General features: G+C 40.1%; 18 protein-coding genes. 10 read left to right on the top strand and 8 right to left on the bottom strand.

Translation table 11 applies throughout. The annotated features are described in order from the left end of the window. The first annotated feature begins 153 nt into the window (after positions 1–153). The 8 genes from AACZ73_RS12300 (at position 154) to AACZ73_RS12265 (ending at position 8,122) form a co-directional block, all read left to right on the top strand. On the top strand, positions 154–828 hold the full coding sequence (locus tag AACZ73_RS12300) for a response regulator transcription factor (RefSeq protein WP_339878192.1): 675 nt from the start codon (positions 154–156) through the stop codon (positions 826–828). Next, a complete protein-coding gene (locus tag AACZ73_RS12295; RefSeq protein WP_339878191.1) occupies positions 825–2,114 on the top strand; it encodes a HAMP domain-containing sensor histidine kinase in 1,290 nt (429 codons plus the stop codon). Before AACZ73_RS12300 ends, AACZ73_RS12295 begins: the two co-directional genes overlap by 4 nt. 133 nt (positions 2,115–2,247) lie before the next feature. Next, positions 2,248–3,015: a glycosyltransferase family 2 protein gene (locus tag AACZ73_RS12290; RefSeq protein WP_339878189.1), complete on the top strand. Its 768-nt coding sequence runs from the start codon at positions 2,248–2,250 to the stop codon at positions 3,013–3,015. Further along, entirely contained in the window at positions 3,008–5,269 is a 2,262-nt protein-coding gene (locus AACZ73_RS12285; RefSeq protein WP_339878187.1) for a lipid-A-disaccharide synthase N-terminal domain-containing protein, read from the top strand. Before AACZ73_RS12290 ends, AACZ73_RS12285 begins: the two co-directional genes overlap by 8 nt. Before the next feature lie 105 nt (positions 5,270–5,374). After that, positions 5,375–6,085, top strand: coding sequence for a VIT family protein (locus tag AACZ73_RS12280; protein ID WP_339878185.1), 711 nt, complete (start codon positions 5,375–5,377; stop codon positions 6,083–6,085). 88 nt (positions 6,086–6,173) lie between these two features. Then, on the top strand, positions 6,174–6,614 hold the full coding sequence (locus AACZ73_RS12275; protein WP_339878184.1) for a Rieske 2Fe-2S domain-containing protein: 441 nt from the start codon (positions 6,174–6,176) through the stop codon (positions 6,612–6,614). A gap of 29 nt (positions 6,615–6,643) precedes the next feature. Further along, positions 6,644–7,573, top strand: a complete 930-nt coding sequence (locus tag AACZ73_RS12270; RefSeq protein ID WP_339878182.1) for a DUF5777 family beta-barrel protein — start codon at positions 6,644–6,646, stop codon at positions 7,571–7,573. A 6-nt stretch (positions 7,574–7,579) separates the two neighbouring features. Then, positions 7,580–8,122 (top strand): YceI family protein, encoded by a 543-nt coding sequence (locus tag AACZ73_RS12265; protein ID WP_339878181.1) that lies wholly within the window; start codon positions 7,580–7,582, stop codon positions 8,120–8,122. 161 nt (positions 8,123–8,283) lie between these two features. Here AACZ73_RS12265 and AACZ73_RS12260 read toward each other — a convergent pair whose 3' ends face one another. The 7 genes from AACZ73_RS12260 to AACZ73_RS12230 all read right to left on the bottom strand — a co-directional run bounded on the left by AACZ73_RS12260 (position 8,284) and on the right by AACZ73_RS12230 (position 19,957). Then, positions 8,284–10,947 carry a HEAT repeat domain-containing protein gene (locus tag AACZ73_RS12260; RefSeq protein WP_339878180.1) on the bottom strand — a complete coding sequence of 888 codons (2,664 nt, stop codon included), beginning with the start codon at positions 10,945–10,947 and terminating at the stop codon, positions 8,284–8,286. 135 nt (positions 10,948–11,082) lie between these two features. After that, positions 11,083–12,324: a hypothetical protein gene (locus tag AACZ73_RS12255; RefSeq protein WP_339878179.1), complete on the bottom strand. Its 1,242-nt coding sequence runs from the start codon at positions 12,322–12,324 to the stop codon at positions 11,083–11,085. 47 nt (positions 12,325–12,371) lie between these two features. Continuing rightward, complete coding sequence (locus tag AACZ73_RS12250; RefSeq protein ID WP_339878177.1) at positions 12,372–13,553, bottom strand: VCBS repeat-containing protein; 1,182 nt, start codon at positions 13,551–13,553, stop codon at positions 12,372–12,374. Positions 13,554–13,578: 25 nt separating this feature from the next. Beyond that, a complete protein-coding gene (locus AACZ73_RS12245) occupies positions 13,579–16,434 on the bottom strand; it encodes a PVC-type heme-binding CxxCH protein (protein ID WP_339878176.1) in 2,856 nt (951 codons plus the stop codon). A 49-nt stretch (positions 16,435–16,483) separates the two neighbouring features. Then, positions 16,484–17,131: a DUF1080 domain-containing protein gene (locus tag AACZ73_RS12240; protein ID WP_339878174.1), complete on the bottom strand. Its 648-nt coding sequence runs from the start codon at positions 17,129–17,131 to the stop codon at positions 16,484–16,486. A 97-nt stretch (positions 17,132–17,228) separates the two neighbouring features. Further along, positions 17,229–18,038 (bottom strand): creatininase family protein, encoded by an 810-nt coding sequence (locus tag AACZ73_RS12235; protein WP_339878172.1) that lies wholly within the window; start codon positions 18,036–18,038, stop codon positions 17,229–17,231. A 26-nt stretch (positions 18,039–18,064) separates the two neighbouring features. Then, positions 18,065–19,957: a tetratricopeptide repeat-containing sensor histidine kinase gene (locus AACZ73_RS12230; RefSeq protein WP_339878171.1), complete on the bottom strand. Its 1,893-nt coding sequence runs from the start codon at positions 19,955–19,957 to the stop codon at positions 18,065–18,067. Positions 19,958–20,548: 591 nt separating this feature from the next. Here AACZ73_RS12230 and AACZ73_RS12225 point away from each other — a divergent pair. Next, complete coding sequence (locus tag AACZ73_RS12225; protein WP_339878169.1) at positions 20,549–21,253, top strand: ferritin-like domain-containing protein; 705 nt, start codon at positions 20,549–20,551, stop codon at positions 21,251–21,253. Between the two features lie 24 nt (positions 21,254–21,277). Further along, a complete protein-coding gene (locus tag AACZ73_RS12220) occupies positions 21,278–22,096 on the top strand; it encodes a ferritin-like domain-containing protein (RefSeq protein WP_339878167.1) in 819 nt (272 codons plus the stop codon). 109 nt (positions 22,097–22,205) lie between these two features. On the opposite strand, the gene AACZ73_RS12215 is transcribed toward AACZ73_RS12220, so the two are convergent. Beyond that, a complete protein-coding gene (locus tag AACZ73_RS12215) occupies positions 22,206–22,760 on the bottom strand; it encodes a GNAT family N-acetyltransferase (RefSeq protein WP_339878166.1) in 555 nt (184 codons plus the stop codon). Positions 22,761–22,787: the final 27 nt, after the last annotated feature.

Raw genomic sequence — 22,787 nt, 5'->3', positions numbered from 1 at the left:
TAATGCTGGAAAATGATTGAACTCAGTATTCGAAATTTCTTCTAAATTCCTTTTGTTATTTGAATTTAGAAATTAGAGGATGAAAAAAGCCGATTGAAATATACCTCAAAGGAGCAAAGGAATATTTCATCAAATCAACAATAATATATAGAGATGAAAATCCTGGTAATAGAAGACGAAAAGGAGCTGGCGAGTGATATAGTGAAATATCTGTCTGAGGAAGAATATCGATGTGAGACCGCCAGCGATTTTGCTACGGCCAAAGAAAAGGTGAGTCTTTATCAATATGATTGTATTTTACTTGATCTGATGCTTCCAGGAGGAGATGGATTTGATATACTGGAACATCTAAGAAGCCAGAATAAACAGGATGGGGTGATTATTATTTCGGCCAAAAATACCTTGGAGGACAAAATCAAAGGATTGAATATTGGTGCGGATGATTACTTGGCAAAGCCATTTCACCATTCAGAGTTGGCTGCGAGGGTTCATTCGGTAATTCGCAGAAAGCAATTTGATCCTTCAAACCTGATAATCCAGAATGAATTGAAAATTGATCTGCTCTCCAAAACGGTTCAAATAGAAGGCAACTCCATTCCCTTGACCAAAAAAGAATATGACTTGTTACTTTTTTTCATAGGTAATAAGAATCGGGTTTTATCAAAGAGTGCTTTGGCCGAGCATCTCTCCGGAGATTTAGCGGATATGTTTGATAGCCATGATTTCGTCTATGCACATGTCAAAAACCTAAAGAAAAAGCTTAATGAAGGAGGTTATGGAAATTATTTGAAAACGATGTATGGCACTGGATACAAATGGGCAATATGATCAAGCTGCTCGATAAACCCTTCAAAGCCTTTACCATCTATGCATTGGTTATTTTGCTAGTTAGCATTCCGATCTATTTTTTGGTGGTGGACTGGATATGGGTGACTGAGATAGATGACAATCATGAGATTATCATGGAGCGGATCGAGAACCGATTCGAGCAAGCTCATGTGTCGGGACATGATTTGGAGACGATTCTCCATACTTGGAATACCTTGCAACCAAGCTCGTCTATTACACCAATTACCGAAATCGGTGTGAGTAGGGATAGTATATATGAAGTGACGAAATACAATGAATATGAGTCTGAGTGGGACCGTTTTCGAGGTTTGCAAACGGTGATTTATATTGATAAGAAACCGTATTTACTTAACATCGAAACCAATGTAGAGGAAGCATATGAAACTATTTTTGCCATCGGTCTGGTGACGGTTTTGCTTTACGGAATTCTTGTTTTTGGCTTTATTCGACTCAATAGAAAGATTTCGCAAAGCGTATGGAAGCCATTTGAGAATACCCTGGCTACGCTGAAATCTTTTGACTTGAGTACAGGTAAAGAGGTGACTTTTGAGCCTACAGACATTGAAGAATTTGAGTCACTTAACCGGACTATTGCAAAGCTAATTTCTGAAAATGTAAGCGTTTATAATCAGCAAAAGGCTTTTGTTGCTAATTCTTCCCATGAATTGCAAACTCCCATTGCTCTGCTGAAGTCGAAATTGGAAATGCTTTTTCAGAATGAAAGACTGAGTGTAGATCAATCGGAATTGGTCAATGCCATTCAGATTCCACTAGCCAGACTTACTCGGGTCAATAAGAATTTACTTTTGCTGGCAAGAATAGATACAAGTAATTTCTCGGATGTCTCAGAAATAGATTTTGAGGAGAAAGTGGAGAAAAGCCAAGAGCTGCTTCAGGACTACATAGCAGAAAAAAAACTGCATTTGCAGAAAAATGCAAGAGGTGAATGCATTTTTCAGTGTAGTAAATTTCTCGCAGAAACACTGGTGAATAATTTACTTTCCAATGCGATTAGACACACTTCCGAAAATGGTAAAGTTAGTATTGAATGGGATGAAAGCGGATTTTCATTCAGAAACTCTGGTAAAGAGGCTTTGAATCGGGATCTACTATTCAAACGATTTTCTATTTCCACGACAGAGACTACCAACAGTGGCTTGGGTTTGGCCATCGTGAAGGAGATTTGCAAGCAAAATCGATGGGAAATCAGATACGATTTTTTGGATCACTTCCATATTTTTTCGGTACGCTTCGATAAATTCTAAATGTCTTCTAAATCTCCTGCGACTTTTGGGTAATGCTTGTTTTCAAACCCAAATTTCAAATGGAAAACTCCCTCACGGTTTCATCTATTGGTGTCTTGAATTCTAGAAAAGTCAGTTATAAATTTTAACGGTTTTGGCTGGATTTTCAGTGGAGAAGATAACTAACGGAATCACCATCGTCATCCCTATTTTCAATGAAGAAGAAGGGATTGCTAGGCTTTTGCCTGCATTTGAGGAGTATATGAACTCTTCCAAATTTGACGTGAACTTACTCTTGGTCAACGATGGCTCTACGGATAATAGCTTGATTGAAATAAAGAAACTAGCAGAACTTCATGAGCATGTTGGCTATCTCTCCTTTGATAAAAACGCAGGTCTGAGCGCTGCAATTCGGGCAGGATTCGAAAGATCTACTACTCAATGGGTAGGTTATATTGATGGTGACTTGCAGACAGATCCTATCGATTTTCTCAAGCTGGAAGAAATGATTCCTAGCTACGATCTGGTGACAGGTAGGAGAGAGGGACGTAAGGATAGTACTGTAAAAAAAATGTCATCTACTTTTGCTAACTGGTTTCGGGACTCCATGCTTCATGACGGCGTCAATGACTCAGGATGTCCGTTGAAAATCATGCGGAGATCGGTGGCTATGGAAATGTCTTTTTTCAATGGTATGCATAGATTCTTTCCTGCGCTGGCATTGATTCAAGGTAAAAAAGTGATAGAAATACCTGTGAAACACTTTCCAAGGATCACGGGAAAATCCAAGTTCAATGTGTGGAATCGGCTGTTATCACCACTTCAAGACACCTTGGCGCTAAGATGGATGATGAAGCGGCAGGCAGCTTATAGAATTTCGGAGAATTCCATCGAAAGACATAATGCTGTAATCCATGAATAGTGCGTTGCTTCTTGGAATTGGGTTTCTCGCTCAAGGGCTCTTCTCCGCCCGATTTCTTATCCAATTGATTAAGTCCGAGAAAGCAGGAAAAGTGCTTTCTCCGGTTATTTTCTGGCAACTCAGCTTAATTGCCTCCTTTCTTTTACTGGTTTACGGAACATTTCGTCAGGATATGGTGATCGTCGGTGGACAACTGGTGGGTTATTTCATTTACATCCGTAATCTGAAAATTCAGAATGCCTGGCAACTTTTTCCAAGGTGGATTCGATTGGGTTTTCTTTTCTTGCCAATTCTATTTCTAGGATACTTGGTTTTCCATGCGCATTACGACTTCCGTAGCTTGGTACATAATCCCGAAATCAGTGGCATGCTGCTTACTTGGGGTACACTTGGTCAGGTTATTTTTACTACTCGGTTTGTAGTGCAATGGTATGAATCCGAGCGAAGTAAAGAATCCCAGTTCCCGTTGAGCTTTTGGTACATCAGTTTGGTAGGAGCTGTATTGATAGCTTCTTATGCTATTCTGCGGAGAGACTCCGTATTGTTTATAGGTCAGGCTTTCGGGATTTTGGTTTATGTGAGAAATATCATGATTCAGGACGGAGCTGTCAATGAAGCAAAGCTCAGTTTCTTAGATCGAATTAAAAGCATAAGAATGATCTTGTTGTTGGCTTTCGTGGCAATGGCATTATTTTTCAATTTGGGGGCTTGGTCTGTCACTGAATCCAGCGAAGCACGCTATGCTGAGATAGCCAAAGAAATGGTGCAAACCGGAGATTGGTTGCATCCTCAATTGATGGGTATTTACCATTATCACAAGCCACCTATGACGTATTGGCTGACAGCTTTGAGCTATAAAGTTATGGGGATTTCTCCCTTTTCTGCGAGGTTCTTACTTCAGATTTCTGTACTTCTCCAGATCTGGCTTGTATATAAGATAGCTTTGATTTTCTTTAAGCGATCCAACCCTGCCTTTCTTTCAGCCATGCTCTATGCGTCATTTCCCTCCTTAATTATTGGAAGTAGGGCGTTGACTACAGATACGTTTTTGGCACTTTTCGTTTTGGCTGCATTGTATTTCTGGTTTAATTTTTTGGAAGATAAAAGGCCATTAAATCTACTTATTTGCTATGTTTTTCTGGGAATTGGTTTTTTGACCAAAGGTCCTGTAGTGTTGATAGTGCCTGTTTTAATATGGATTTATCAAAGGCTTGCAATGAAGCAAAAGATGGGCTCACTGAAGATTCACTTGGCCGGAATAGCATTGATGTTTGGAATTGGACTGAGTTGGTTTGTCTTTTTACAGGCAGAAGATGATCGCTTCCTGAATTACTTTCTTTTCAAACACACCATAGATCGCTTTGCGACAGATACCTTTCATCGCGGTCAACCCATTTGGTTTTATGCAGTTGTTTTGCTGGTAACAGCTTTTCCTTGGGTCATTATATTGCTACAAAAGATACCGTTAAAAAGAGCCGACATTGGCAATAAAGGAGCTCTTCTAGTAATGTGGGTGCTTTTACCCTTGATTTTTTTCTCCCTCAGCCAATCCAAACTGGTACTTTATATTTTACCGCTCTACTCAGGCTTGGCAATAGGATCGATTTATTATTGGGAAAGACTTGTTGACTCCAAGCAAAAAATATGGGAAAGGTTGCAGCTAGGTTTTCATGTATTGGTGATGCTTGCCTTGGTTGCTTTGCCATTGATCGATTCGAAGATCACATTGAATTTCAAGTTCTACTTCATTTGGTTTATAACAGCTTCCTTGCTTTCTGCCATGCAAAAGGTTGATATTTTTAGAGTAGATCGAACAGTGATTTCTGCTTTTATATTCACCATGGGCTTGACAGGAATGTCCACTTATTTCATGAGTCAAAATCCGGGTTTGACAAATGATACCCATCGTGTGACGGAATGGATTTCGGAAAATATACCATCAACCAAAGAAGTATTCATCTACAATAAGAGATTGCCCTCAGTGCTATTCAATTCTAATATGAAAGTAATCTCTGTATATGATGGCGATGAGAGTTTAAATAGGGAGACGCAGTTTCAGCAAAATGAGGAATGGAAATCTAATTTGATCAATCTGCAATTAGATTCTACGTGGATATTTCAGAAAGCTGCAGATAGGTCTATTTGGATTTCAAAGGGAAAAAATGAACTTCCAGATCTAAAAGGGAGTGGTAAATGGATAGAATTGCAAACTGTAGATGGATGGAGAATTACCCAATGCCAAAAAGGATATTGAATTAAACTTAAAAATTAGCTTAGAGATTGGTTCATAAATAATTAGTACGTTTTTAAAAGCTATTTAGTGGGTAAAATGAACTTCCAAAATCAATAGATTAAAGATATGGGAACTGACAAGTTTGATGATTATCTGGCAGTGCATTATGTACAGCGAAGCAATTGGCTGAGAGCTGCAGTATTAGGAGCGAATGATGGGATTTTATCGACCTCAAGTTTGGCTATCGGAGTGGCTGCCGCATCAGACCTCAGAGATCCTATCATTCTGGCCACTATAGCAGGACTTGTGGCGGGAGCATTGTCAATGGCAGCTGGAGAATATGTAAGTGTAAGTTCTCAAACTGATGTAGAAAAAGCCGATATAGAGCGAGAAAAAGAGGAACTGAAAGAGATGCCTGAAATTGAACTTCTGAGACTGGCATCCATCTATGAAGAGCGTGGGCTGAGTAAAGAAACAGCAAAGCTTGTAGCATTAGAACTCACCGAAAATGATGCTTTGGCAGCACATATTAGAGATGAGTTAGGCCTTAATGAAGTGTCTCAAGCTCACCCGATTCAAGCTGCGATAGCCTCTGGAGCATCATTCACAGTAGGAGGAATGCTTCCGCTGTTAGTGGCTTTATTCATGCCTATTGAACAAATGGAAATCTATCTCTACTGTTCTGCAATATTGTTTTTAGCAATTCTGGGAGCCGTCTCCGCTAGAACTGGCGGTTCGCCAGTACTCAGGCCTGTCCTTAGAATTACTTTCTGGGGAACTGTGGCGATGGGCATCACTGCATTGATTGGTTATCTATTCGGAGTAAATCTCGGATAAGATGCGAACCTATTAACATCTGCCTTTCCTAGTAAGTACGTAATCATTGTAATAATCACCTTAATATTAAACTAACCTAATAAAACGTATGTCTGAGAAAATATCAAGAATGGAATTTCTTAAATCCATGGGATTTAAAGGCGCATCGCTTTTAGCAATTTACTGCGGAGCTTCGGCAATTTCCTCCTGTATCAATGAAGCCGGAGATCCTGCGGATGGTCCTGCAGGCATAGATTTCACCCTAGATCTAAATGACCCCGCCAATGCGAATTTACTCAGTGCCGGAGGCTATTTAATTGTGAACAAAATTGTAATTGCCAGAGTGTCTGCAGATGCTTTTGCAGCTGTGACACAAGTATGTTCACACGAAAACAAGTCCAAAGTTGTGTTTAGAGATGATGAATTCTACTGTACGGAACATGGAGCTAGATACACGCTTGATGGCAAAGGACTTAATTCTGAGGGTAAAAAAGGGATCAAATCTTTTAACACGGAATTTTCTGGAACTTCCCTTCATGTTTTTGCTTAATTCTTTAAGAAACTGACATGAACGGACTAATGAAAAAAGCAACCTTGTTCATTCTGCTTTTGTGGACTCATGCTTCTTATGCACAGGATGATTTGCTGAAGATGCTAAATCAGGAGCTGCCAGAGGAAACGATTTACACCCAAGCAACCTTCAAGGCAACCCGCCTGATCAATGGGCAAACGATGGAGACAATTTCCAAAAACCATTTGAACTTTTGGATTTCCCATCGCTTTGGATCTGTGAACTCTGGTTTTATTTCCAATTTCTTTGGATTGGATGAAGCTAGAATTCGATTGGGATTAGAGTATGGAATCACCGATAGATTACTGGTAGGAGTGGGTAGGAGCTCAGAGGAGAAAACTTATGACTTCTATACAAAATACAAGGTCCTAAGACAGTCCAACGATTTTCCTTTCACTCTTTCAGCTTACGGAAGTATGGCTGTAAATACCATGGCTACTGGCTATGTCATGAACTCGGAAAGCCAGATGAAATTTTATTCCAACGCAGAAAGGCTTACCTACACCAGCCAATTATTAATAGGTAGGAAATTCAGCGAGAAAATCTCTATGCAATTGGTTCCGACGTTCATCCACATCAATAAAGTGGAAAATCCATATATGGCCAATAACCTTTTTTCACTGGGTATGGGTGGAAGGTATAAAGTAAGTAATAGAGTGACCTTATCTGCTGAATACTATTATAATTTCCTGGATAGAGATGTCTATCAATTGGAGACAGGGACACCATATCCATATCATAATTCACTTTCTCTGGGAGTGGATATAGATACAGGAGGGCACGTTTTCCAATTACATTTTACCAATGCAAGAGGTATGGTTGAGCGTCATTTCATCGCATTGAATACCGGGACTTGGGAAAATGCAGATATTTTTTACGGATTTAACATCGCCAGAACATTCAGTTTAGGACGGGACAACAAAAGGAATTCAAAATAATATCTCATGAAAAAATTATCATTACTATTCCTACTATCCTGTTTTGGCCAAGGTCTATTTGCGCAGAACTTATTTTCTACGACCACAGGAAAAGTATCATTTTATTCAGATGCACCGCTAGAGGATATACAGGCTGATAATGCAAAATCAGCAGCAATTTTCAATACTGAGACAAATGAAATGGCAGTTCAGATGAAGATCACAGACTTTGAGTTTCCAAATAAATTAATGCAGGAGCATTTCAATGAAAACTATCTGGAGAGTGAAAAGTATCCTACCAGTGTTTTTAAAGGAAAGATCAAAGAGAAAGTTGATCTGACTCAAGCAGGTACATTTAAGGTAACTGCAGATGGCACTTTGTCCATTCATGGCGTTACCCATCAGATTCAAATTCCCGGCACGATCGTGTCCGATGGAAAGCAGCTGAAGCTTGATTTCAAGTTTCCTGTGAAACTGGAAGATTACAAAATTGATATTCCTACAATTGTATTCTCTAAAATCGCCGAAGTAGTGGAGGTGTCAGGAAGTATGTTGCTAGTGAAAAAGTAGACTTGCTCACGTTTTATTGATTGCCGTGGTATGTGTGTACATGCCACGGCAATTTTTTACTAAAGCATGTAATTCTACCCTAACGGAAATCTTATATTAAAAAACACCTTGAGATACTTAAATCCCAAGGTGCTTTGATAATCATATTGACAAGCAAATACTTATTTCTGCTGTTGCAAATAAGTCACCAATGAAGCTAATTCCTCGTAAGAAAGTGCGTTAGCTAAACCGGGTGGCATCATGGAAGTTTCCATCACCTTTCGGGTTTTAATTGTGCTCTTGTCGAGTTTGGTAGCTGTGCCTGTGATATCCTGAATTACTACTTCATCAGCTGTTTCCGCGGTTACGAAGCCCATGTAACTTTTGTCATCGTTGGTGTCAATCAATACCGACGCAAAACCTTGGGAAATGGAAGCATTTGGCTTGAGTATGGATTCTGTGATCTGAGAGCGGTTCATGATCGAGCCTATCTGACCCATAAACGGACCTTTAAGTGGCTGACCTTTCTCAATGCTATGGCATGCCACACAGCCTTGGCTAGTAAATAGAGCTTTCCCTTTTACAGGATCACCTTCGATATCTTTCACCGCGATCATTACATCTTCTATGGAAGAAGCCCCAACCTGTCCTTTTTTACTTTTGATTTTTTCCAAATCAACTTCAGTTTCCTGAATCACCAAGTTTGATTCTTCTACACCTAAATCCTCAATATCCATTCTGTTTCTCTCATTGAGGTCGGCGAAGAACTGTCTTTTCGCAGGGTTTTCCGCTGCACTTCGCTCACCAACCAAGAAATCTTTGATCTTGTCTGATGATTCCCAAGTGATTGCTTTGTAGTAAGGGCCGTGGGTGTCTGGGCGAGTTCCCCACCACCAAGAACCGTCGTAAGGAGCTTCTTTCTTATACAATCTGGATATAGTTCCCAAGATCTCTTCTTTCAACTCCTTATCATCTGTATCGCCATATGCTTTGATAAGGCCATCAACTGCTTTTGGATCATGCATGTAGCGTAAAGTCCAAAGTGCGATTTTGGAATTTTCGGTTCCAATGGCATTTACAGCTGCGTCCACCGCATTAAGTTTTACCAATGATTTCACTGCTACGTGAGGAAGGATGATAGCTGAATTCGGTGTAGCATGTGGACCTTCTGAACCTTTTTCAGGTTGCTTGAACGAATCAGGTACTTTTACTTTCAACAATTCCTCAGCAGCTTCCGGATTTCCAATTCTTCCCAAAGCCACTATAGCTGCAGACTTTACCCGGTCGTTTGGATCACTTACTCCCTCGATGAATGGATCCAATGGAACACCTTGAAGACAGGTTTTGCGATCAGCTAAGGCACGTAAAGCAAATTCCCTGATTTTTTCCTCCTGACTTAGTTTAACCAATTCTCCATTGCCACTTTCACAGGTAGCTTGAGCGTACGTGTAAATACCTGCAACTCTAGCTTCTAGCGGTAAAGTCTTGTCATTTGCAATAGAAAGTGCAGCTGCTCCAGCTTCATTCGGGAAGCGGGCTAGTAGTTCGCGTTGTGCATGAAAACGGGAAACTGAATTACTGGCCTTAAGCAATGCCGTCAATTCTTCCAGAGTAGCGGTATTCAAATCAGGAAATGCTTCAAAAGTCCAGTCTTTCGGCACCACACGCACTACATATCCTTTTTCCTCACTGCCAAAATATCCAGCGCCATCCCAAGCCGCAAGAAACATACGCCCAGATGCATCTACATCGATATCAGTAATCTGGGCAAGCTTAATAAACTCTTCATCCTGTTGCTTAAATCCTGGTCCGTCCATTGTCACACGATGGATATACAATTGACTTCTGCCCCAATCCGCCATCATCGGTACGTGATTGTATTTTGCTGGCCAGCGATCATCATCCATGAAGTAACTACCTGTACCTGATCCTCCTCCTACATCTACAAGAGCTGGAATGATTTCTTCCGTGAAATTTTTGAAAAAGTTAGGATACCCATATTCACCTGATTGTGTATAGTGGATGAAACGAATGTTCCAGCCACCGCCATCATTCGTGTTGCCACGGGTATAGATATTCATAAATGGATCAATAGCCACATCGTAAATGTTTCTAGTGCCATGGATGTATTCTTCCATTTCGGTACCATCCGGACGCACACGTACAATTCCGCCACCAAGCATAGTCATATGTGTTCCATCTCTATCGACAGCATCGGGGAAGCCGAAGTCACCCACAGCGATATAGATCCATCCATCGATCCCCATACGGATGCCATTTGTAGAGTGATCGGTGCCGCGTGAGCGGATTGATTCAGGAGAGGAGATTCCTTCAATCAACATTTTGGCAGGGCCGTCAGCCACGCCATCGTCGTCCTTATCTTCATAGACAACTAAATTCATTCCTTCTGCCACACCTGTTTCTTCAGAGAACTGTGTATGGAGTACAAACACCTGATCTCTCACAGCGATGATGCCACGCGGATTATCCACCTTGACAAACTCAGTATGGGAATCCAGTTCACCGTCATTATTGCTATCGACCAATTTGACGATGGCACCTTTACCTGCTTCCTTTCCTAGGGAACCCATCATATCTACTCCCACGAATACATCTCCGTTAGGAGAAACTGCCAATGCAGCTGGTGAGGGTACGATGTCGGGACCAGCAAAATTAGTCATGATCAGCTCAGTACTGTCTGCACCGTGTTTGGCTGTATCCAAAGGGTATTGTGGGTAATAATTTTTAAGTTCTTCAATATCAGCTTTTCTGGAATCTGGACTGGAACATCCATATGCCATTGCCGCACCAACTAAAGCAAGTATTGGCAGGTAAATTTTAGACATGTTAAAAATATAATTAGAGGGTTATTATATTGGAGATTGCATTTTGCGCTTCCAAATATATCAGGTTCCCTGAGATATGGCCCCCTATAATCAACAGAAGCTCAGTTCTAGTGAATTTTGGCTTATAATAGGGGCTTAGCGGTTTAAAGGATATTCATTTACCCAATTGAATCCACGCTGCATCAGAAAGTAATCTGATTTCATCTTCCTGTTGGTGTTGATATCCATTTCTTTATTACCAAGCGTTACTAGGAATTGATATTGACCGTCATGATTTTCAATGATCTTTAAGAGGTAAGGATCTTCCTGTTTTCCCGTTCGTACAAAATGTATCTCGCCGTCCTCATTAAAATCTTCTATGGTGTAGTAGTGAGAGTTTTTGCCTGAGGTTTTTACACTTAAACTCTTTTGATCGATGATGACATTCGTCCAATACACTCCTGCGCTGTCAGGTAAGTTGTTGTGAGAAAAAGAATAAGCTCCTTCCCATTGATTTGAACTTCTTTTCATCAAGGTCTGAGCCGTAAAATGTCCCACTATCATCATAAGGGGAATCAAAACAGCAAATAGTAATTTTCCCCCGAGCCAGAGTCTATGCTGTGTTTTTGTTTTCCAGTAGGTCCCCGGCGTTTGAAGTTTTGCAGGTTTTTGGAGGATGAAAAAATCCAATAAGACCTTGATTGATGGGGAAAGAATCAAAATGGAAAATAATAGGAGGTGAGATGACATGATTTTCACAGGTACATCAAAACTGAAATTCACCAATACAATATTTGTAGTGACGGCGATTGCCAGTAATGCGCCAAGCACGGCAGTTCTTCGGAAAAGCAATAATATACCTGCGGAAATTTCTGATAGTCCCATAAATATTTTGTAGGTGTCAGAGTAGCCAAAAAATCTCCAGGCTAGACCCATAGGGGAAGATTCCCCAAAGGTCTGCTCAAGGGTGTAGATGCTTGGTCCAGGAAACTGCCCAGCCATAAATTTTGCCACACCATAAGAAATCAGAATCAATCCTACGTGATATCGGGCATAAATCAGAGACCAAGAAAAGAGTTTAGTGATCCAAGGTTTTTTCCTGAAAAGAACTAAAACAAATACAGCTAGAATTAACGCGATAATGGGAAAGCTGATCAGCTCGACATAGTCAAAAGTAGTATCGCCACTGCCGTTATTCTGTGGCTTTATAAAATCTGAATGGCCTAAAACTGATCTTGCAATTAGAAAAGTGAATTCATCTCTTATTGCTACGATATATTTCAAAAGCAAATCACTGAGCAGCGGAATATGAGAAAAAGGATAGGGAAAAGAATAGATTACAATGTAAAAAGCGATCCAGATTTTGATAAAAAGTTTTGGGTTGAATGTCGAATTCATATTAGCCATTTATGGGTTTTATGTGTTTTTAAAAAAAGAAGTAGACTCTACTTCATTTGATTTTCGAAGAGAAAAATACCGTTCTTGTTTGCGATCAGAATATCAGGCTTACCGTCCTTATTCATATCTTCCACTGTTATATTTAAGCCAGCACCCGAGTCGTTATCGATAATGTGTTCGTGAAAATAGGGTTCGGTTCCCGGTGTTATTTTGTAATACAGCAAATATGGAGTATCCGCATCACCGGCATCATTTCCATTATGAGCCAAATAGCGTTTGCCCGTAATCCATTCTTGCTTACCATCATTATCTAGGTCTGCCATTAAAGTAGCGTGGGTCTGGGCCGTAATGTCGCTTATGAGATGTGTAGCAAATGTTTGATCCATCACACTTTCCTGCCACCATATGCCAAGAGCATGCGCAGACGAGCTAAGGATATCATTCTTCGAATCACCGTTAATATCCAAGACCTGCATATGGGAGGCAGCTTCACTGATCTTTATTGGATGAAAGATCCAGTCACCTGATTTCAGATCTGTTTTCCCTTCGAACCAACCTTCTGATATTACAACGTCCTTAATATTGTCGCCATTGATATCGCCAAATCCAAGACCGTGGGAATATCGGTCTGTTCCAGGTACATTTTCTTCTGAAAGTGCAAATCGATTCCATTTTGTTTCCCCTGGCTTTGTGGGAGCCTGAAGCCATATGATTTGTTTCTTTTCGGGATCACCACAAAGGATGTCCAATCTTCCATCTCCATCAATATCAATGAATCCCGGCGATTCATTTGATATTCCCACAGAGTCTGCAATAATATGCTTTTGCCAGTCGCCGCTCTCTGTTTTTGGGTTCTCAAACCAGTAGCCCGGAGTGCCAGGATAATCTATAATTACCACGTCATCCCAACCGTCCAAATTGACATCCATTCCCAGATTTAGAAAGGAATTGCTGTATTCTTTCCTTGGATCAAAAACCTGAGATGGAGATATCTCATGCCTTACCCAATTAGGTGCTTCAAACCAATAATATCCTGCCACAATATCCATCTTCCCATCCTTGTTAAGGTCTGCTGCAGCGACTCCTTCTGAAAGAAAATCCCGTGTTATTACTGTTTTTTTAAAATCAGATTTTTGCTGAGCTTGGCTTTCCACTGGATTTGAAAAAAGGGAAAAAGAAAAAAGGCAAGTGATTGCTATGCCTGGATAGTTAAAAATTTCACACTTCATAATTTTAGATTTATAAGAGATGGTATTAATGTTCAAGAAGAATATTCTCCAACTTCATTTTTAATTCATGACTACCGTGCCCACTGATTTCTTCGAGATATTTCTTGAGTTTCAGGAGCGCTGCGGCAGAAGTTGGATTTTTGAGTTCGCCAAGTTTCTGTACTGTATACTGTAGGATCAGAGGATTGCTGGCTTTTTCAGATAAACTCAGAGCACGATCAGCATTCAGACCAACTAGTGGCTCCATCGCGTACCAAAGCATCAATGGCATATTATGATCATCTAAGTCCTCTGATCTTTGTAATAAATTAGTCATCACTTCCCACCGCTTTTCCGGTTCCAATCGCAGCATTGCTGAAGTCAGATAAAGTCTTACCAAAGCAGAGGTATCATTTTTTGCCATGCTGTAGAAAATTGACAGAGTTTCATCCGAGACTTTTTGATCTTCGACTTCAAGTTGAATAGCCCAGCTTCGAATGTATTCATCGGCATCAGACATTAGCTTGGTTAAGTCACTTTCAGAAAGTGAATGAGTAACATGAAGTGTCCAAAGTGCTCTAAGTCTGTTTGTGGTCTCAGGGTCACTAGTTAAAATTTCCTTGAGCACCTTTTTAGCTTCTGGAGTTGCCCCTAGCTCCTGTAAAATCGTCCTGGCTTGTCTCGCATACCATTCATTTTTGTGAGTTTGATAGTTGGCAAGTTCTGTACTGCTAGATTTGGATAAGTCTACTTTTTCCCAAACATCATCCTTATGTGAAATTTTAAAAATTCTTCCCAAAGACTTGTCATGAACATCAGGATTGGGGCTGTGACATTGGTTTTGATCGTACCAATCAATTGCAAATACAGAGCCGCCGGGGCCATATTTAAAATTGAGCCACTGAGACCAAGAATCATTCATTGCCATGAAATCATTTTGGTGAGTGGCCACGTAACCTGAGCCTTTCCGGTTTAATTGATCTATGTTTAGTCTTGAACCATTGATGTTATTCATGAAAATGTTATTGCGGTATTTCTCGGGCCAGGTATCACCACCCAAATAGATCATTGCACCAGCATGCGCATGTCCACCACCTGCAGACGCTGATCGAAAATTGCCTGCATGTGGTCCACGATCACCCACCCAATGCACATGATCCGCAATGGTTTTGATATCATCATAGGTATATGGGTTAAAATGTTGCCCAGCTTGCCTTTGATATCTGGCACCTTGTATGACATGATACATGTGCGGAATCACACAAACGGTGATGAAAGGATGACCATAGCTGTTGAAATCAATTCCCCAAGGATTGCTGCTTCCTTCGGCAAAAACCTCGAACTCATGACGTGTAGGGTGATAGCGCCAAACTCCCGCGTTTATTTTGGTCCTTTGCGAATCGGGAGCGCCGGGTTTGCCGACATTGGAATGGGTAAAAACTCCATGAGTTCCGTATAGCCAACCATCCGGTCCCCATCGCAAATTGTTCAATACTTCATGTGTATCATCCGTTCCCCAGCCATCCAGAAGTTTCACAGGATCACTAGTAGGTTTGTCTGTTTCAAAATCCGTGGGAATAAATAGGAGGTAAGGTGCTGCTCCTAGCCATACACCGCCCATTCCAACTTCTATTCCGCTAACTAGATTTAGGCCTTCGGCAAAAACCTTTCGGGAGTCCAATGTGCCATCTCCATCTGTGTCTTCGAAAATCAATATGCGATCCTTTCCCTCACCTTCAGGAGCGGGAGTAGGGTAGGTATGACCTTCCACCACCCAGAGTCTTCCTCTATAATCTAAGGTGAAACTTATAGGTCTGATGATATCCGGCTCTGATGCGGCAAGAGTTATCTCAAAACCTTCTGGTGGAGTCATGGCTTTTGCCGCTTCCATCCCTGAAAGACCAGAATTTAGCACTGGATCCAATGGAGGTAAAATGATAATGTCTTCAGGCTTTAATTCATTAGAGAAGGATGGTCGAGTCGGATAGAACCTGAAGTCATCAAAGTTGATATGAGCCCAGGTGTCATGTCCTACGTAAGGAATTTCAGAGATACCGGTTTCATTGTCAATGATTCGGATAAAAATAGGTTGCTCCAAATAGTTAGTTAAATCGACTACCACTGGCTGAAGTGTAGCACGACCTTGACCAGTAGATCTATAAATAACTTCATCGGATTCTGCTAATACCAATTCCACCCGGGTATCTGCCAATGCGCCTCCGGAAACCAAAAAGCTTGCAAATGGCTGAGTTACCGGGAATGATACGGAAGTGAGGGTTCCTGTCTGTTTGTAATTCTTTGTGCCTCCGCTACTCAGGAAGTTTTTTCCTTCAAAATTTATATTATCCTCCTCCCCATGAACAGGAGAGGGATCAGTATTAAATATTGGGTTTATAAAAGCATCACCAGTCGCTTTCCAATCCTGAAGAGTGCCGCTTTCGAAACCTAGATTAAGTGGTTTTCCACCATTATGGGGGATAGTTCCTTTTATTTTGACTACAGGTTCGTCTTCCTTGATGAGTTCAAATTTCCCAACCATTCCCGCTGCTCTATGTCCGGGAATCGAGCAATAATAGGTGTCATCACTGGTAGCGACGAAGGTGATGCTAGTTGAAGAGCCTTCGTCAAGAATAGTTTCGCTCTTGATGCCTAGCTTTTCCATGGCGACATCGTGTGTCATGATTTCACCGTTCGTTATAGTAATGGTTACACGATCACCTTTTTTTGCTTTTAGGGTTGGGTTTCTGGTTCCATCTGGAGCAAAATATCCGAGGATTGTTGCTTGTAATTTAAATTCAATTTCCTCTGCCTGATCCTTTGTGAATGTAGCCTTGGCGGTGGCGGAATAGGAAAGTGCACAGAAAAGCATGCACAATACTGATAGTATCCAGCTTTTGGTCATGTGGTTTGGGTTATTGATAATCGATTGAATTCTAAAATCAATCTATAATCTATTCTTTTTGAGGGAGTTCTTCAATAAAAATATCCTTAAAATATATTTGGGCTTTTCCACCTCCATGAATTTGCAAACCAATCAAGCCGGATTGTGGAATTGAACTGTCTTTTTCTGTATAATCCACAGTTTTATGTCCATTGATAAAAAGTTGGATTCGACCATTCTCGATATGGATTTTATAATCGTTCCATTCATTGACATGAATCCATTCCATCACCTGTGTAGAATCGGGAGCGATTAGCGTAAGGTTTCTTCTCGATTCATCGTACAGACTTGCCCAATATCCTTGGCCCCAGTCAGCCTGATAACCTTCCATTTCATAAGTTGGATCAGAAAGACTTTTGCTGTGAAATTGGACTCCTGAATTAACAAAACCATCGTCTCCGATGAGTTTGATTTTTAAGGTCAAAATGAAATTCTGATAGCTTCGATCGGTTACCAAAAATTCATTGTTTGGAACGGTTTCGGTTAATGAGCCACCTACGATCATTCCATCTTCTACTCGCCAGGTATTTTCTAGATCGCCTTCCCATCTAGTTAGGGTTTTTCCATCAAAAAGAGAAACTGGTTGATTTGCTGAATTATCGCTACAACCTAAAAGTAGTAATGACACCAATATTAAAATCAGCAAAAGGACTTTCATATGCGGATGGTTTAAATTCTATCTATTTCTAAATCACAATGCGTTTTATAATTATGAAATTTCGAATATTTAATGATGAATTCAGAATAGCGCAGATTTATAGAACTGCCATATCCCATTTTTTAATGATCTCCTGAATAAAGTCGGAAACCTTGGTGTTTACTTTTTTGAAATACTCATCAGCCTGTGTTTGATCAAAATTTGGATAACCCTGACCCTCTTCGTATAAACCTATGGAAGAAGGGAAAGGAAATGCTGACCAAGTGCCATTCGCTGGATAGGCTGTGGCCATATCTGCACTGTACCTTTTTCTCTGTACCAGAGTAGAGTCAATTGCTTGGATGTAAGCGGTCTCATTGAGTCCGGCATGTCCTCCGTTTTCGCCAAAAACTTCAAATGTCACATCAGAGGCAAATGACCACCAGTTTATGACTAGTGTCCTCACACCAAGTTCAGATGAGACTTCAGCTGCCACTTGTTGGAGCACGGCAGTTTGTCCTCCTCCATGCCCATTGAGAATGATGATATTCTTAAATCCATTTTTCGCAAGGCCTTTTAAAATCTCCCTTATAAATGGACGATAGGATTCTTCGCTGATTTGAAAAGCTCCAGGAAATGCTGCCATACTTCCTGTCATTCCATAATTGAGCGTAGGGGCAATGAGTGCATTAATATCTCCTGCAATTTCCTTCGCCATGGCTGTTGGGGCAGTGTTATCTGCACCGTTATTTACAACTCCATGAGGTTCCAGAGTGCCGGTGGGCAAAAGCACGGTGTTGATTTTTTCCGGCACATGCTCCGCAAAATCCATCCAGTTAATCCGATCCATCTCTCGCGTAGGCAATTGTTGGGAAAAAAGTGGTAAAGAAGTTAAAAGAACAAGTGTAACCAGAATAAGTGGTTTCATATTTATAAGGAGATATAGACTATTAATTAAGATTCAATTTTCTCTACTGGGACATTAATTTTTTCAAAGCTAAGAATGATCTCAGTTCCTTCATTTGGCGTACTCTGGATGTCGAATTTCCCCTTGTTTTTCTCAGTAAACTGTCTGACGAGTAACAAGCCCAAGCCCGTCCCTTTTTCCTTGTGCGTTCCCTCGGTAGACTTGATCTGCACTAAATTTGAGAAAATTTCTTTCAATTTATTTTTAGGGATACCTATTCCTTCGTCCTTTATATGAAGATTGATCAGCCCATCTTCAGGATTTTCCGAATTCCACAGCTTTATCTGGGAATTTGGATTTGAAAATTTGATGGAATTTTGAAGGCAATTTTGCAGAATAATCCGAAGTTGCTGAGGATCTACCATGACTCGGATATCTTCATTTATCAGTGAAAAATCAATAGAGATTTTTTTGGAAGTCTTCTGGTAGTTTAGATGGTCTACCTCATCTTTTATTATTTCATATAGGTGAGTAGGAATTCTTTTTGTCAGAATTCCATCGAGCTGAGCTTGAGACCATCGAAGGATTTTTCTTAGCATCTCATCGGTATCGGACACTTGCTTGATAAGGAGCCTTCGGGCAGTTTTTTTCTCATCTTCATTGAGCATCCCTTGTTCTTCCAATTCCAAAAGCTCTTTCACTGACTTGATCGGAGCTTTTAGATCATGGGAAAGAATGGAAAATAGTTTGTTCTTCTCATCATTGATAGCTTCAAGCTTTTCATTTTGTATTTGAATTTCGTTTTGCTTTTCAAGAAGCACTTGATTAATTTTTTCTTTTTGCCTGATTACTTTTCCATATAGTATAAACCCAATGATCAGGATTATCAGAACGATTGTAAGAATCAATATGAATTTTTTATTTAACTGAGCATTGCTTTCTGCCAGCTCTTTTTCCTGTAGCAAGTTTTGATTGTCAGCGTCAGCCAAATGGAGCTGGAAGTAGATGATTTCGGCTTTTTTATTTTCATTATACAGGCTGTCCGAATATGCTTTGTAAAGTTTGGAGTGCACTAATGCCAGAGGATATTGATCAAGTTCAGCGTGAATCGTCATCAATGCTTTGGATAATCTTGCTTTGTCCCAGTATCCCCGAGTTTTATTGACGTAATTTTTGGCGAGCTCACCAAGTTGTAATGCATCTGCATAATTTCCTCTGGCGATCTGTATTTCAGCCAATCCAGTATATGCAAATGCTCTTGCCCAATTGCTCAGCTTGCCAGGATAATTTAAAACACGATTATAGTAGTCCTCAGACTCAGTTAGTTTGCCCTCATCAAAATAGATCTTTCCAGCTCTATTTAATGTCATCGTGTAAATCACCCTGTGTTTATGGTCCTTTAGGTATTCCAAAGCTAAATTGATAGAATGATGGGCCTTATCATACTGGCCAAGATCCGACTCTCCTATGCTTCTGTTGAAATAATTTCTACCTACCAAATATGTGTCCCCCAACGCCTTGTTGATTTCAATACAGCGGTTAAAAATTTCAATAGCTCTTTCGAGTTCATTTTGGCTAAGGTATATAAGTCCTCTTCCGTTGAGAGCGTAGCCCAATCCTGATTCATCTTGGGTTTTGTTAAAAATTTCGCTTGCGATAGAGTAATATCTAATGGATTCTACATAGTCGCCTTCTAGGTAATGTAAAGTCCCAAACAGGTTGGAGATTTTTCCAACTTTATTTTCTTGATTAAGAAGCCGTGCAAGAGAGTCGGCTTGAGTTAGATAGGAATAGGCACTATCCCATTCTAAGTATAAATAATATTCACTTTTTTTTATTAGCGAATCTAATATTGCATTCGATTCTACTTTGGTAGAATTGTCTTTAGGAAGCGGGGCGAAAGCCCATAGGAGGGAGATCAATAAAAAAGATTTGGACATTGTGCGACCTCTAGAACTAATTTAGTTAAAACAGGAGGATAATTTACTTGTAATGAATTTATTAAAAAAATAACTGAAAAAACTTTTTGAGAAACCAATCCATAAATGGGTAAAAAACGGATTTTTAAGTCGTCCTATGAAATTTAAGATACCTTATTTTTGTGATGTGAAAAGCTAGAATGTATTTATAAAAAGCAAATAGAATTATTAATAAAGCAGCTAAGTCATTAATTAATAAGTTCTTATATAATTTTATATATTCTCTTATTTATATTAATTCTTCTCTTATTTATAGATTCAAAAACAGGGAAGAATAAGTTTTTAACTGTTTAGAAGGTTTCTTTTTAAGCTTTATCCTCTTCGAATTAGAGAGTTTTTCAACCTGAAAATCGCTCAATATCAGTTATATTTTTGTGGCAAAGACCACATCTTCGGGATATGTAGATTTTTTTTTAACTGTGCTAAATCCAGTTGCTCACCTCACTTCGTAAATCTTTTCAAATCATTAAAACACTTGATCGAATTTCGATTTGTGGTGAAATCTTTTCAAATGAAAACCAAAACCGAATTATTAACCTAAACACTCAGAAGATGAAAAATGAATTAATTAAGCCTCAGGGACTGGTGAAAAATGCTAACCGCAGACAGTTCCTTAAAACAGGCTCACTTTCAGTTGCCGCCGCCGGATTGATTATGGTAGGCTGTAAGGATGTAGAAGATATGGATCCAATGCCGATGCCTGATGGCGTGATGCTAGGATCTGGAGATATTGGAATATTGAATTATGCTTATGCCTTGGAGCAATTGGAAGCAGCATTTTATGCTACTGTTATGCAGGGAAGTTATTTTGCAAATGCAAGTGCTGAAGAGAAAACCATTATGGGGGATTTGGAAAAGCACGAAAGGGCTCACAAAGAATTTTTCAAGGCAGCTTTAGGAGATGCAGCTATTGCTGATCTGGAAGTTGATTTTAGCTCAATTGATTTCAGCAATAGAACTTCTGTCTTGGGTGCTGCAAAGACTTTTGAAGACTTAGGGGTTGCTGCTTATAATGGTGCTGGTCAATTCATTGAAAATGTAGACTATCTAGTAATTGCCGGAAAAATTGTTTCTGTAGAAGCTAGACATGCTGCGGCAATCAGAGATTTGATCAATCCGGGTTCTGCTGATTTTGCAGGAGATGATTTGATCGATGCGAATGGTCTTGAGCGTACGCTGACTTTCTCTCAGGTTTTGACCGCTGCGAGCACGTATGTTACCACACCAATTGATTTCAGTCAATTACCAACATCTTAATAACCACTTTAAACAACACAAGACATGAACTTATTAAAATTGCTAGATAAAATGTGTCCGGATACCAATAGTCCGGAAGAAAAAGATTTGTTTTTCTCCAGAAGAGAGGCTTTCCGCCAGTTTGGAGATATGGGTAAAAAAGTAGCTATGGCTGCTGTGCCACTTGGATTACTTTCTGCACTGCCTAAAGTAGCGAAAGCAGATACTGCAAGCTTAATCGGTGTATTGAATTACGCCTTGACTTTGGAGCATTTGGAATATAGATATTATCAGATGGGTATTGAATCAGGAGTTATTGAAAGTGCTGATTCAGCCATATTTACTAAAATCAGAGACCACGAATTGGCTCACGTTAACTTCTTACAAGAAGTAATTTCCAATGTACTGATGGGTACGCCGGTAGCTGAGCCTGAATTTGATTTTACAGCAGGCGGTAACTTTATGCCATTTGAAGATTATCCTACATTCCTGGCTTTATCCCAAGCTTTTGAGGATACTGGGGTGAGAGCTTACAAAGGCCAAGCTGGTAATGTAATGGAAAGTGACGTGGTATTAACTGCTGCTTTATCAATACATTCTGTAGAAGCTAGACATGCATCTATGGTAAGAAGATTAAGAACGAAAAAAGGACTGGATACAGTGAAAGGTTGGATCACTAACGACTCAAGAGGTTCCCTGCCAGCACCTACACAGGCTATCTACGATGGTGAAGGAAACGTAATGCATGGGGGTGTAAATGTCGTAAACTTAACCGGAATAGATGCTAGTGCAGTGTCCGAAGCATGGGATGAACCACTAAACAAAGATCAGGTGTTAGGAATTGCTTCTCTTTTCCTAGCGTAAGAATTGGTTATTAGTTGGGGTTGAGTGGTTTGATGTCACTTCCATTTGGGAGTGGCATCTTTTTTTTTCTTTAGTTTTAAAATTATTTGTTGGTAATAATATGAGTAAGCTACCAACTGATTTTATATAATGTACATTCTCTTAAGCTCGGATAGTCTTTAAGTTCAGGATGTTCGAAGTCAGCTTCATATTTCATTCCGATTTTTTGCATTACACGGATTGATGCTCCATTCTTTGCAGAGGCTAGAGAATATACTTCATTAATGCCTATTTCTTTAGCAAATTCAAGGCATCTTGCTGCTCCTTCAGTAGTATAACCTTGATTCCAGTATTCTTTTCTGATCCGCCAACCTATATCCACACAAGGGGTGAAGTCTGCTTTGAATGATTTGGTGCCCAAGCCGATCATTCCTAAGAATACCCCACTTTCCAATAAGTCGACAGCGAAATAACAATGCCCGCGATCAGCGTAAAGTCTTTTCATTCTATCCATCAAAGCTTGGGATTCATTCTTCGAAAGTGGGTGCTGGAAAAAAGTCATGGTTTCAGGATCTGCATTCATGGCGGTAAAGGCTGTAAGGTCTGAAGGGTGCCAGGTGCGAAATCCCAGTCTTTCACTAGTGAAAAGATGCAGAGGTTTCTTAGTGCGGGAACTAGCGCTCATCCATTGTGATCAATTAAGAATTGGCGT

This window comes from uncultured Algoriphagus sp. (genome assembly GCF_963974835.1).
In the GTDB taxonomy this organism is placed as follows: Bacteria; Bacteroidota; Bacteroidia; order Cytophagales; family Cyclobacteriaceae; genus Algoriphagus.
The sequence above is the reverse complement of the archived record's forward strand: the minus strand, read 5'-3'. Positions and strand labels throughout refer to the sequence as shown.

What these genes read in the sequence shown, in the direction of transcription:
- AACZ73_RS12260 (WP_339878180.1), bottom strand. Translation starts at nt 10,947, where the DNA reads ATGTCTAAAATTTACCTGCCAATACTTGCTTTAGTTGGTGCGGCAATG.
- AACZ73_RS12245 (WP_339878176.1), bottom strand. Translation starts at nt 16,434, where the DNA reads ATGACCAAAAGCTGGATACTATCAGTATTGTGCATGCTTTTCTGTGCA.
- AACZ73_RS12300 (WP_339878192.1), top strand. Translation starts at nt 154, where the DNA reads ATGAAAATCCTGGTAATAGAAGACGAAAAGGAGCTGGCGAGTGATATA.
- AACZ73_RS12250 (WP_339878177.1), bottom strand. Translation starts at nt 13,553, where the DNA reads ATGAAGTGTGAAATTTTTAACTATCCAGGCATAGCAATCACTTGCCTT.
- AACZ73_RS12235 (WP_339878172.1), bottom strand. Translation starts at nt 18,038, where the DNA reads ATGAAACCACTTATTCTGGTTACACTTGTTCTTTTAACTTCTTTACCA.
- AACZ73_RS12295 (WP_339878191.1), top strand. Translation starts at nt 825, where the DNA reads ATGATCAAGCTGCTCGATAAACCCTTCAAAGCCTTTACCATCTATGCA.
- AACZ73_RS12255 (WP_339878179.1), bottom strand. Translation starts at nt 12,324, where the DNA reads ATGAATTCGACATTCAACCCAAAACTTTTTATCAAAATCTGGATCGCT.
- AACZ73_RS12220 (WP_339878167.1), top strand. Translation starts at nt 21,278, where the DNA reads ATGAACTTATTAAAATTGCTAGATAAAATGTGTCCGGATACCAATAGT.
- AACZ73_RS12265 (WP_339878181.1), top strand. Translation starts at nt 7,580, where the DNA reads ATGAAAAAATTATCATTACTATTCCTACTATCCTGTTTTGGCCAAGGT.
- AACZ73_RS12230 (WP_339878171.1), bottom strand. Translation starts at nt 19,957, where the DNA reads ATGTCCAAATCTTTTTTATTGATCTCCCTCCTATGGGCTTTCGCCCCG.
- AACZ73_RS12270 (WP_339878182.1), top strand. Translation starts at nt 6,644, where the DNA reads ATGAAAAAAGCAACCTTGTTCATTCTGCTTTTGTGGACTCATGCTTCT.
- AACZ73_RS12280 (WP_339878185.1), top strand. Translation starts at nt 5,375, where the DNA reads ATGGGAACTGACAAGTTTGATGATTATCTGGCAGTGCATTATGTACAG.
- AACZ73_RS12225 (WP_339878169.1), top strand. Translation starts at nt 20,549, where the DNA reads ATGAAAAATGAATTAATTAAGCCTCAGGGACTGGTGAAAAATGCTAAC.
- AACZ73_RS12275 (WP_339878184.1), top strand. Translation starts at nt 6,174, where the DNA reads ATGTCTGAGAAAATATCAAGAATGGAATTTCTTAAATCCATGGGATTT.
- AACZ73_RS12215 (WP_339878166.1), bottom strand. Translation starts at nt 22,760, where the DNA reads ATGAGCGCTAGTTCCCGCACTAAGAAACCTCTGCATCTTTTCACTAGT.
- AACZ73_RS12285 (WP_339878187.1), top strand. Translation starts at nt 3,008, where the DNA reads ATGAATAGTGCGTTGCTTCTTGGAATTGGGTTTCTCGCTCAAGGGCTC.
- AACZ73_RS12240 (WP_339878174.1), bottom strand. Translation starts at nt 17,131, where the DNA reads ATGAAAGTCCTTTTGCTGATTTTAATATTGGTGTCATTACTACTTTTA.